The following is an 11284-nucleotide window of genomic DNA, read 5'->3' as shown; positions in this document are numbered from 1 at the left end:
GTAAGCCAGTATCTCGGTACTTGGTAAGTTGGGGTTTAGAGCTGTCTTCCCCTGAAAAGTCTGCCACCCATATTTCATGCGTATCGAAGAGACTGAAAACAAATTTCTTTCCGGGTGCATCCACCAAACCAACAACTTTAGAGCGTTTGCTTTTACCGCTTCTTGGGTCAATGAATTCTGTCGCAGGAATATCCACCACCAACTCAAGCGTTTCGCTATCGAAGACCTTTACGCCACCAGGCGTGTAGTTGGAAACAGCTACTAAAGATCCATCCTGACTAATGGCACCGCCAATACTATTACCGCTTTGAATCACTCGCTTACTGATCTCTTCAGTCAAGATATCGATCTTGCTTAAGCCACCATCGCGACCAAATACATAGGCGTACCGTTCGTCACGAGAAAAAACAACGGAAGCGTGCGAAAGGTCTCCCAATTGATCTATGCTGCCGACGGGCTTCTTGTCACTGGTATCGATGATCTTTACGCTTCCAGTAGCACGTTCAATAATGACGCCCATGTCACCTGTTGCCCTGGGCTCCGTCTGGGTATGCAAACAAGTACACGCCCCCAAACTAATACTTAGTAAGGCCACTGCAAGGCTTTTAATTCGCATCTATCATTTCTCCCGACTTCAAAGCTTTAGCAATCCAGTTAGCATCCGCCTCAGACAAAATAGCTTTCCATGGGGGCATTGGCGTTCCAGGGCGACCATGTAGGATGACAGCCATTAAGTCTTCAACCGAATATGCCTTGATATTTTCCGGCAACAAAGCCGGGCCTAAACCACCTTTAAACAGCATCCCATGACATGATCCACAGTCTTGTTTCACTAAATAGTCCAGTTCCAGTGCACGCTCTTCAGAAACTTTCAGCTCAGCTTTTTTAACAATAACCTTGCCCCTCATCTGTGGATGAGGTCCGCAGCGATAGTCAAAGACACCAGCGCGATCAAATAAGCGTTCAACGCTTTCTTCGGGCCAGAAGTATTCACCTTCAGGCTCTCCCAAACCTTCAAACCATACGCTGTGATACTGCCTCTTCTCGACATTCAGCCAACGCACCGTATCGCCAATATTGACTGTTACAACTTCCGGTATGAAACGCATCTTGTGTGTCTTTACTTCAACAAGTTCTGCAGATGAGACGCCCGCCAGCAACAAGTTCGCGAATAGCACTATTGCCAATCCCTTACCTGTTTTTTTGACTGATCTCATCCACATAACGCTCACCGTTTTCTTATTTACTAGCTTTTATTGCTTAACTGCATTGATTTCTACATCGGCATTATCGAAGCCCAATTTGTACCCAAGTGATACATGATGGAAACGGCCGTTGCTGTAATCGTCATGAATCGCGAAACCAAAGTTGTAGCTTTGAGCGGTGTCCAGACTGATATTGCCGTCACCGTCAGCTACCAGAGGACGCTTGATTTCAACCACCCACTTATTGCCAACTTTGTTTGCTATCGCTTCACTAATCACACCTTCGTTCATCAAGCGGTCTGCCAAGATACTGCCGTCTTCAATACTCTTGTCACCCGACTTGTAGCGCACGATATCCATGAAGTGCTGAGCGTCAAATTCTGCTTTGATCTCAGCGTCTTCCTTACGCTTATCCCAACCACCAAGCGGTTTTTTGTTTCGGCCTTTAAGCTCAATCTTCGTACGGCTCTCTTTTAGATACTTAGTTACACTCTGACCCTCAGGCGCGAAAGGCATGTCATCGGCATCGGCATGACAGGTTCCCCAGCAACCTGCTCGATCTGCGTACTCAACTTCGTCAGTCGCTAACATAAAGGCCAATTTCATTTGATTCATCGCATCCATCTTGCCACCTTCTGCAAAGGGTACTGGCTGGTGTTCAGTATCTTCCCAAGTAAATTGCATATATAAGCTCTTGCTATCATGTGCTGCTTTAACCGCCACTGGAATGCTGCCACGCTTACCGGGAATCACCTGATCTTCCAGCTTCTCGCCTGTCACAATCTTTTGTCCAATATCTGCAATTTCTTCCTCATGACAGTCCATACAGCGATCACCTTTCGTGAATGAACGCTTACCACCATGCTTACGTCCTAATACCCACTCCATTGACGCCTGGCCAGGATAGAAAACACCGATTTCTCTTGCAGGTACTGCAGCCCAATTGATAGATGATTTTGCAGCAGTTTTCTTGGCGGGAGCCTTTTTAGCCTCAGTTTTCTTAGGCTTATTTGCAGCCTCTTTCTTAGCTTTCTCTGCAGCTAAAGCTGCCGCAATCTTTGCCTCTTCCGCTGCTTTAGCTGCTTGTTCTGCTGCTTTCTTAGCCGCTTCTTCTGCTAAACGCTTCTTCTCTGCTTTAGCAGCAGCTTCTTTATCTAAAAATTCTTGCCAGTGAGCCGGAATACCGATTGCGATTTCTGGGTCTGGTGTAGTGAGTTCGTCAATTTCTTCGTCAGTCAACTCATCATGCACAGGCTTGTGCGCAATACCTTTGTGGCAATCAATACAAGTGTTACCTGCTGTCATCGCATTCAAATGCTGTTTACGAGCGCGAGGCTTTTGGTTTTCTGGCAACATGGTTTCGAAGTCATGACAGTTTCGACACTCGCGTGAGTCTGTCGCTTTCATTTCACCCCAAACTTTCTTTGCCATCGTGAAGCGCTTGGCATCAAACTTTTCTGGCGTATCAATACTTCCCAAAGCTTTATGCCATAACTCATTAGAAGCTTTTATCTTACGAACAACTTTATGCACCCATGGATCAGGCACGTGGCAATCTGAACAGCTTGCTCTAACGCCACTGCGGTTGGTGTAGTGAATAGTTGACTGGTATTCTTTATAAACGTTGTCTTCCATTTCGTGACAACTGATACAGAACTCTAGGGTATTGGTTTGCTCCATCGCAGTGTTAAATCCGCCCCAGAAGATGACACCGACTAACATGAAAAATAATGCTGCCGTGACTGTCGCCCCGAACAATATTTTTCTCGTCATCAGACCTTTAACAAGATTTGCTGCACTCATTGATGAGACTCCCTAGAACTTTAATATTCTAAAATTCAATTACTTAAATCCGAGAAGGTTGAAGAAGAGCACCTAAGTACTCTTCTTCAGGAGTACTAATTACCTAGATAACTATTACTAACGGTAATTAGGTTTTGTGGTTAGCACGGTTAAACACGTTAAACTTACCAGTAGGCGTTGTTAAACCTTTAATACGAGTAATCTCTTTAAGAGTCTTCGCATCGTAAACAACGATTTCACCAGTTGGGTTCTTGTTGTCAGTTCGGTTCCAGACAGATACCCAAACCTCAGTACCATCTTTGTTGAACTCCATGTGCAAGGCCGCTTTACCTTCTTCTTCAGTTACACGAATAGTTTTAACGATTTCGTGTGTGTCCTTATCAAATACCTGAACACTTTGCTGAACTTCTGGCTCTGGGTGCTTAAGCTGATCTGCCCATACATATTGAGATGTTGGATGGGTACGAATAAATACGCCCGCACCGTCTGTCTCAACTGTGTAGCACAGCTTCCACGCTTGGTCAGGATGACCAATCGGGTCGTTGCCCCAAACAGATACTTCACCAATACCTAGGTGAGTCGTTGCACCAACAGGGCCACACTCTTTATCAGTCCAGTTAGCACCAGGACCCGGGTGAGGCAATGAAGCAACATCGATCATTTTCTCTAACTTACGATCTTTCGTATCAACAACAACCATCTTGTTTGAAGCGTTTGCTGCGATTTGGAAGTAACGACCTGTTGGGTCAAAGAAACCATCATGCAAGAACTTAGCAGTATCCATTTGATCAATACGTAGGTTATTGATGTCGCTGTAATCAACCTGCCACATTTGACCTAACTCTTTGATCGCAACCATCCAAGTTGGCTCATTAGGTGTTGTGTAGATCGCCGCAACGCGAGACTCTTCGACATACTCACCGTCAACATTAACACCACGAGAAGAAACTACTTTCAGAGGTTCAAGTGTTTCTGCATCCATGATTACGAAGTGCGGAGGCCAATAACCACCAGCGATAACATATTTGCCATCACCGGAAACAGCGATATCTCGTGCGTCATACGCCATTTGAGTTTCAGCTACCAACATCTTGTCTGGCGTCTGCCATAAATCGATCTTGTTAACCTTACCGTCACGACCAATGGTGTACCAGAAACGACCTACGTCTTTCGCATGATCAGTTTTATGGTGCTCAGTACCCTTGATTACGTGTACTGCATAACCCGTATCGATGTGTGCAACAATTTCATGTTTGTCACCATCGATGATGGCAGCAAGACCTGCATCACGCTCAATGACAACAAAGAAGTTCTCCCAATTACGGCCATGTAGAGGTTTAGTTGGATAGTCTTTAAGAGCGATATATTCTTTGGTCCGCTCTTTCATCATCGCTAAAGACATCTCTGGTGGAACAGGAGGCTCCAACTGAATATACTTCGCAAGAAGGTCAATCTCATCTTTAGTGAAGAGATCATCAAAGTTGTTCATGCCACCTTCAGTACCTAGCTCAATAATACGAGACAGACGCTTGGTTCCTTTCTTAAGGGTTTCTTCAGGCATCAAACTTTTACCTGTTGCCCCCTTACGTAATACACCATGACAACCCGCACAACGCTGAAAGTACATGGATTTTGCTTTGTCGAATTCTTCAGGGGTTAAGGTTGGTGCAGTGTTTGTTGCTGCCTGAACCCCGGCTCCCATGCCAACGCCCATTGCTAGAGCTAATGCTGACAATATATGTTTTGTGTTCTTCATCGTATGCGAACTCCTGTTAATTGTTGTCGCTATTTGTCGTTTGGGTCTTTTGTCCGACTTCCCCCTTTAAGCCGTGAATCCCCAATAAAGCTATAAGAAGTGCTATGTTCGAAAAAAGTTACTACTCCAAAAATATGTGTTGCTATCTTCTTACAACGTCTCTCTCAAAACGTTATCTTCCTCTCTAACCACACCTACCCTTAAAGTGGTAGATACCTCCTTCCTTCGTGGATAGATCATTTGAAAAGACGGTTTACTTGACCTCAATCAAATTAACACCGCTCCCTCACTGCCATACTCCGCTTCGATTCCGGAGGTCTCACCTAGCTATACTCAAGTTTCGTACCAACACATAAAGCGCTGAAAAATAACAATATTTATAACAAGGGAAATCATAATGACCGCCTTAGCAAGAAATCATTTCGACAACAGTGAGGTAGATATGACAACAACAGGTTCATTATTCGAGACGATTACGGCGATCATTTCCGACCTCCCTAGAGACTTACCTGAAGCAAGTCGCTATCAGCGACTGCTTAACAATATGCAGAATATATTTCCGTTCGATGCGGCGGCGGTTTTGAAACTGGAAGGCAGTCAACTTCGCCCTATTGCAATGAAAGGATTAAGCGATGACGTACTAGGAAGACGATTCATCATTACTGAACATCCCAGACTGTCTCAAGTGATCCATTCAAAAGGGCTGGTACACTTTGAGGCGAACTCAGACCTACCTGACCCTTACGATGGATTAATCGGTGAAAACAACCAACACCCTGATGTACACGACTGTATGGGCATTCCCTTATTAATTAATGAAAAGCCGTGGGGACTACTTACCTTAGATGCGCTTGAACCTGGCACCTTTGACCAGATTGATAAGGACCAGCTGAGGACATTTACCAAACTCACCGAAGCGGCGGTTAAGGCAGCCGTACGAATCGATTCACTTGAAGCCAGTGCAGCTCACCACCGATTAGTCAGTCAAACTTTGCTGAAAAGCTCTGACAGCGAGATGATCGGCCAGAGCGATGTGATGATGAATCTGAAAGATGAGCTAGATATCGTCGCACAATCTGACTTGAGTGTACTGGTGCTCGGTGAAACAGGTGTTGGTAAAGAGCTCGTCGCACGACAAGTTCACAATATGTCTCCACGCTCCAAAGGGCCGTTGGTTTATGTAAACTGTGCAGCGCTCCCCGAGAATATTGCAGAAAGTGAATTATTCGGTCACGTCAAAGGCGCATTCTCTGGCGCGGTTTCAGACCGAGCGGGGAAATTTGAAATCGCACATGAGGGGACACTTTTTCTTGATGAAATTGGTGAGCTTCCCTTGTCCATCCAGCCAAAGTTACTCAGAGCGCTGCAAAGCGGCGAGATTCAGCGTGTCGGCTCAGATAAGAACATTCAGGTAGACGTACGTATCGTCGCCGCAACCAATCGCGACTTACAAAACGAGGTCGCAGAACATCGATTTCGAGCAGACCTTTACCATCGACTAAGTGTCTACCCGGTTCACATACCCCCTCTTCGAGAAAGAGGCAAAGATATTCTCTTACTTGCGGGTTATTTACTAGAAATAAATCAAAAGCGCTTAGGTGTCGAAGGACTCAGAATCACGAGCGATGCCAAGCACCTCCTCACTCAATATGATTGGCCCGGAAACGTACGAGAGTTAGAACATATGCTCAGCCGCTCAGCATTAAAAGCGATTGCTGATCAAGGCCGACACAACCGTTCCATCGTTATCGACGCCTCCTACCTGGATATTCACCTTCAAAACGGTCAGCCAAAAACTAACGGCAAGGAACACCCGCTAGTGAATGAAGCGAACAGCAACCTTTTTTCATTTACACCAAAAGGGAATCTTAAAGACGCAGTCGATGATTTCCAGAGAAATTATATTATTCATATTCTGGACCAACATCAGGGAAACCAGGCGGCTGCAGCACGTGACTTGGGCGTAAACCGAAGTAATTTCTATCGCTTAATTAAACGCCTGGAGCTATAAAGGCTTTAAGAGAAGCAAAGCTTTCCCTTGATTCAAGTCTAAAGTTCATCATAATTAGCTAAGATCTGACCGTTGGCGTCTGCATGAAGCAATGCGACACAAGCTCACTTTTCTTAGGCGTCTTTTACTATGCAAGCTTTAGAGTGGTTATTACCGCAGTTGTCCACAACAACATGGACGGCACATATTCTGGTATTTGTATTCAACATTGGCTTATTCCTGTATGCAAAGCCGATTATAAGCTTCATTGATGGCGCACGTGATAGCGGCGTCAAAGTCACACTGTTTCGCGCCTTAAACGGCCTGGTGCTGATTCTTCATATCGTCCATCTGGTTTTTCTCAGACTCAACAATAGCTACGAAAACTTCTTTATACACTTGGGTTTAAGTCTCACCACTCTGTATCTCAGCATCCTGATTTACAGTATTTGTAGCCGCCAATCTCGCAAGAAGTTCGGCCTCGAAAAAGTTGTTGATGAGAAGCCTGTTTTTCTAGACACCTACTCAAGCCGTCTAGTAGATATCATTATCCTGTTTGTCATCATTCTGGCAACGCTGTTCACCCTCATTAAAATTTGGGGCGCCGATAGTATGCTGGAAACGACTGGCATATTCGGAATCCTATTTGCCTTCCTAGCCTTTACCAGCAACATCTGGGCACCTGATATTATTAGCGGCTTAATCATCCTGAATACGCAAATTCTCGAAGACGGAGACGTCGTCGTCATCGGCGATGATGAAACGGAGTATGTCATCAGCAAGGTAACGCTGATATATGTGATTCTCTACGACATCCGTAATAACCATCGAACGCTCGTGCGGAACAATCAGTTCATTCAAAATAAAATCGATAACCTCAGTCGCGTAGCGAGTACTGATGGCGTACGCCAAGCCTTGAGCTACAACATTGGCTACCCTGAATTTGATGGCAAAACAAAAGACGAACGACAAAAACAGCTGGCAGACTTCAAAGCGAAAATCGATAAGTTTTTTAGCCTTGCGCAAGAAAACTGCCTTGAAAAACCCGATATTAAAATCAACCAAACCCGGCAATTCGAGTGGGCACTTACGCACGCGGGTGATTACGCACTAGAATATACGCTGTGGATCTATCTTGATCGAATTCCAAATACAAAAGTTACGGCAACGATTCGAAAGCATTTGATGGGAACAATCTTTCGCGTGAATGACGCGGTATATACGGCGTCCATTATTGAGGGCATTGATTTATCCACACCACAATTAGCGAAACTTGAGCTAAAAAACGTTGAAAATGCTGGCAAGCTTAGCGAACTAGCTCAAGCCTAGAGGCGGCTCATGCTCTTCATTGCGGGAGTCGATTGCTTCTGCATCTCTTAGAGCCTTAACCAGCACCGCATGCTCGTGCGTGGCTTGACCTGAGTGCAGATAATGCTTTGCTGCATCTACCACTTTCTGCCACACCTCAAATCGGTAATTTAAGCTTAACAGAGACTTGGCTATGAAGTCAGAGTCCACACCACTTTCACGCATTTCAGCAGCTTTGGCTAAGGCTTTTTTTAGTTCGTCATCGCTTGGTTTAGTCATAAGTAATGTGCCCCTTCTCCACAAAGAATAATGCCATAAGAACTGGCTCATACTTTAAATATAGCTTATTTGAAGCAATTAAGAGCAAATGCAACGCTTGAGAAAAACTTTAAGGAAAGCAGAAAAGAAAAAGCCGACACTGAAGGCATCGGCTTTTTAATGAATATTCAGCAAGGACACTTAGTGGTCGATAGACGTAAAAATCTTCAAGCCATCAGCTGTTTTGATCAAGTTATAAGACTCACGCCAGTTAGAGACCGTGTCGCCCGAATCGTTCATCATCGTCCATGTGACTGAGGCAAGGAAGCAGCTACGGCCAATCTCGGTGACTTCGAGGTTTTCGTACTTGGTATGTGTTACACCCTCTGCAGAGTGTTTATCAAGCAAGCTTTGGAAATATTCGACCAGGTCAGACGGCGCTGCACACTCCCATACTGCGGCATCTGAAGTGACAGCCAAATAAGGCGCTTGGTATCGACTTGCAATCAGGGCCCCATCAAATGAAGAAAAATCTCGCACAAAGCGGTCAAAGAATTCTTTTATATCATCAAGCATATTTCAGTTCTTATCGCTCAAGGTTACAGGAAGATAAAGAGCCAGAGCCTAGAATCGGCCATTACTCATTTAATGCTATTCAAACACGCAAACTTATCTACTTCAAGCTTTTCTCATGATAGCTTGTGAGTCACGGTTACTTTCAATAAGCGACAACTTGCTTAATGTGAATAAGCTCAGGCACTGAGCTTTATGAAGATGAATTATCTTTAGTATGTTAAGGTAATTTTTCTCAAATTAAATAGAGCTATGACAAGCAAGGTATGCACAACAAAGGTAAAAGAATTCCCGGTAGAAGGTGGATGACACGAGCTGCCGTGGCAATTATTTTTCGGGATCACCCTAGCCAAGGTCGTCAGGTTTTGCTGATCAAACGCGCCGAGCGACCGGGTGACCCCTGGTCTGGTGATATGGCTTTTCCTGGTGGTAAGATGGACGCTACAGATGCCAATATTTATCACACGGCTCTGCGCGAACTACGAGAAGAAATAGGCTTAGATGCCGGCCACCTAGCACCATTAGGGCGCATATCTGACCAGCTCACCAAAACCCACTCAGGTCTACGACCAATGGTTATTTCAGCATTCACCTTCGAACTACAGCTGAATGTGGATTTTGTATTAAACCATGAAGTCGCTGAAACTTTATGGGTGCCAATCAAGCATTTTGAACTTCCGGCCAACCGTGAAAGTATGCAATGGAAGGCTCGCGGGGTATCACTAACAGTGCCTTGCTATTGGTACAAAAGCCGACGCATATGGGGTTTAACCTTACGAATGATTGACGAATTTACAAAGTAGCAATAGTAGTGATGGAAGCGTTACAAAATACTCACCTCAAGTGTCAAATTAATTCAACAAAGTTTTGCTAACATTTCAGTTACTTTTCGACTATATAATGTAGTAATAGTTTAAACAGGTATACCCATGAGCAAGTATTCTGACGCGCCCTCAAATAATCGACAAAATGTCGAGTTATCCGAGAGCGTCAAGTGGCTGCGATTAGCTGTTGCAAAAATAAATGAACTGTCTATTCCCGCCACCCCTGAAGTCTATAGTGTTTGGTACGAATATTATGCAGATAGAAAACTCGACCTAAAAAAAGCGATTGATAAACGTATATCCAAAGGCGGAGATTTTTCCGCGAGCACTTGTGAACATTTGTTCAACGAATATTTCGTTGAAATTCCTGAACAAAAGCTTAGTGAAATGCGTCAAGCGATAAGAGCCTTGATCACCTTACTTCAATCCGAATTAAGCGAACTGAATAGCGGCATGGAGTCCTATAGCGCTGCTTTATATTCCTGTGCAGACGACCTGACTCATGACCCCGAGGTAAACTCCCTTCAATCAATTATTCAGGTTCTATTAGCAGAAACAAAGAAGTGCAGATCCCGAAACCACCAAGCGCTCAGCAAGGTTTATCATCTAAGTTCAGAGATTAACAGCCTTCAGGAGTCTCTAGAAAAAATGGGCGAAGAGGTCTACCAAGATAGCCTTACAGGCGTAGGTAACAGAAGAGGCTTTGATGAGCAGCTCAGTACTGCGATAAAAAAATCCCAGCTAGATAATAGCCCTTTAGCCTTAATTCTTCTGGATATTGATTTCTTTAAACGTGTAAACGACGCGCACGGACACCTTGTTGGAGACCGGGTACTACGCTTTGTCGCCGAGACGATCAAGCGCAGCGTGAAAGGCGGGGACTTTGTTGCCCGTTATGGCGGCGAAGAGTTCGCAATCATACTCCCTAATACCGAAGCAGCTGGTGGCAGCTCAGTCGCTCATCAGGTTCAAGCAAACGTCGCAAAAACAAAGCTCACCAAGAAGAAAGGTGGCACCCCGATAGAAAGTGTCACTATTTCAGGTGGCTTATCCATACTAAGAGAGTGCGACACCGCAGAAAGCTTTCTAAACCGAGTCGACGGCCTGCTTTACGATGCTAAAAGTGCTGGCCGGAATATGATTAGAAGTGATTGTCAGCAAGCTATCAAGATTAAAATAGAGTCACAATAAAAAAAGACAATGGCTCAAGTTAACCTATAATCAAATAAACACCCGCCTACCAAGCGGCATGCTCCGCTCATATTTGAGCTCATAAATCTACACTCATATAAAACCTTATGTCACTGGAAGAATTTGCCAAGAAACGCTTTCTCATCGTCGATGAACTAGACTCCTTCCGTTTTTCTACCAAAAAGACACTGATGTCACTTGGCCTTAAGCTCGTTGACACAGCAAGCAGTGCACAAAATGTTGTCTCAGGTTTTCAGAACGTCAATTACGACGTTACGCTGTGCAACTATGACTTAGGCAAAGGCAAAAACGGCCAGGAGTTACTTGAGGAGCTACGCTACAAGAAACTGTTAAAGTTCTCGGACTTATTTTTTAT

At 44.6% G+C, this 11284-nt stretch carries 10 protein-coding genes and 1 pseudogene; 5 read left to right on the top strand and 6 right to left on the bottom strand.

Annotated features, from left to right (window positions below; all coding sequences use genetic code 11):
• The 4 genes from A3735_RS05635 to A3735_RS05620 all read right to left on the bottom strand — a co-directional run.
• A partial coding sequence (locus tag A3735_RS05635) for a cytochrome D1 domain-containing protein (RefSeq protein ID WP_304439965.1) occupies positions 1–616 on the bottom strand: 616 nt, incomplete at its 3' end.
• A complete protein-coding gene (locus A3735_RS29485; RefSeq protein WP_197469971.1) occupies positions 606–1217 on the bottom strand; it encodes a c-type cytochrome in 612 nt (203 codons plus the stop codon). The genes A3735_RS05635 and A3735_RS29485, both read right to left, overlap by 11 nt.
• Before the next feature lie 36 nt (positions 1218–1253).
• Positions 1254–3008: a NapC/NirT family cytochrome c gene (locus A3735_RS05625; protein ID WP_068514289.1), complete on the bottom strand. Its 1755-nt coding sequence runs from the start codon at positions 3006–3008 to the stop codon at positions 1254–1256.
• A gap of 127 nt (positions 3009–3135) precedes the next feature.
• The gene (locus tag A3735_RS05620) at positions 3136–4764 is read right to left on the bottom strand and encodes a cytochrome D1 domain-containing protein (RefSeq protein WP_068514287.1); all 1629 of its coding nucleotides are present in this window, start codon (positions 4762–4764) and stop codon (positions 3136–3138) included.
• Between the two features lie 397 nt (positions 4765–5161).
• Between A3735_RS05620 and norR the strand changes: the two genes are divergently transcribed.
• A complete protein-coding gene (norR, locus tag A3735_RS05615; protein WP_231875509.1) occupies positions 5162–6775 on the top strand; it encodes a nitric oxide reductase transcriptional regulator NorR in 1614 nt (537 codons plus the stop codon).
• Between the two features lie 129 nt (positions 6776–6904).
• A complete protein-coding gene (locus tag A3735_RS05610; protein WP_068514284.1) occupies positions 6905–8083 on the top strand; it encodes a mechanosensitive ion channel domain-containing protein in 1179 nt (392 codons plus the stop codon).
• Here A3735_RS05610 and A3735_RS05605 read toward each other — a convergent pair.
• On the bottom strand, positions 8069–8341 hold the full coding sequence (locus tag A3735_RS05605; RefSeq protein WP_068514281.1) for a hypothetical protein: 273 nt from the start codon (positions 8339–8341) through the stop codon (positions 8069–8071). The genes A3735_RS05610 and A3735_RS05605 overlap by 15 nt on opposite strands.
• 180 nt (positions 8342–8521) lie before the next feature.
• On the bottom strand, positions 8522–8896 hold the full coding sequence (locus A3735_RS05600) for a hypothetical protein (protein ID WP_068514279.1): 375 nt from the start codon (positions 8894–8896) through the stop codon (positions 8522–8524).
• A 302-nt stretch (positions 8897–9198) separates the two neighbouring features.
• On the opposite strand from A3735_RS05600, the gene A3735_RS05595 reads away from it, so the two are divergent.
• The 3 genes and pseudogenes from A3735_RS05595 to A3735_RS05585 all read left to right on the top strand — a co-directional run.
• Entirely contained in the window at positions 9199–9696 is a 498-nt protein-coding gene (locus A3735_RS05595; RefSeq protein ID WP_197470177.1) for a CoA pyrophosphatase, read from the top strand.
• Between the two features lie 126 nt (positions 9697–9822).
• Positions 9823–10908 carry a GGDEF domain-containing protein gene (locus tag A3735_RS05590; protein WP_068514273.1) on the top strand — a complete coding sequence of 362 codons (1086 nt, stop codon included), beginning with the start codon at positions 9823–9825 and terminating at the stop codon, positions 10906–10908.
• 107 nt (positions 10909–11015) lie between these two features.
• A pseudogene (locus tag A3735_RS05585) lies at positions 11016–11284 on the top strand (response regulator); the annotation flags it as partial.

It is taken from the genome of Oleiphilus sp. HI0061 (genome assembly GCF_001635675.1).
Note: the sequence above shows the minus strand (reverse complement) of the source record. Positions and strands in the feature narration are given on the sequence as shown.

What these genes read in the sequence shown, in the direction of transcription:
- A3735_RS05605 (WP_068514281.1), bottom strand. Translation starts at nt 8,341, where the DNA reads ATGACTAAACCAAGCGATGACGAACTAAAAAAAGCCTTAGCCAAAGCT.
- A3735_RS05590 (WP_068514273.1), top strand. Translation starts at nt 9,823, where the DNA reads ATGAGCAAGTATTCTGACGCGCCCTCAAATAATCGACAAAATGTCGAG.
- A3735_RS29485 (WP_197469971.1), bottom strand. Translation starts at nt 1,217, where the DNA reads ATGAGATCAGTCAAAAAAACAGGTAAGGGATTGGCAATAGTGCTATTC.
- A3735_RS05610 (WP_068514284.1), top strand. Translation starts at nt 6,905, where the DNA reads ATGCAAGCTTTAGAGTGGTTATTACCGCAGTTGTCCACAACAACATGG.
- norR (WP_231875509.1), top strand. Translation starts at nt 5,162, where the DNA reads ATGACCGCCTTAGCAAGAAATCATTTCGACAACAGTGAGGTAGATATG.
- A3735_RS05600 (WP_068514279.1), bottom strand. Translation starts at nt 8,896, where the DNA reads ATGCTTGATGATATAAAAGAATTCTTTGACCGCTTTGTGCGAGATTTT.
- A3735_RS05595 (WP_197470177.1), top strand. Translation starts at nt 9,199, where the DNA reads ATGACACGAGCTGCCGTGGCAATTATTTTTCGGGATCACCCTAGCCAA.
- A3735_RS05620 (WP_068514287.1), bottom strand. Translation starts at nt 4,764, where the DNA reads ATGAAGAACACAAAACATATATTGTCAGCATTAGCTCTAGCAATGGGC.
- A3735_RS05625 (WP_068514289.1), bottom strand. Translation starts at nt 3,008, where the DNA reads ATGAGTGCAGCAAATCTTGTTAAAGGTCTGATGACGAGAAAAATATTG.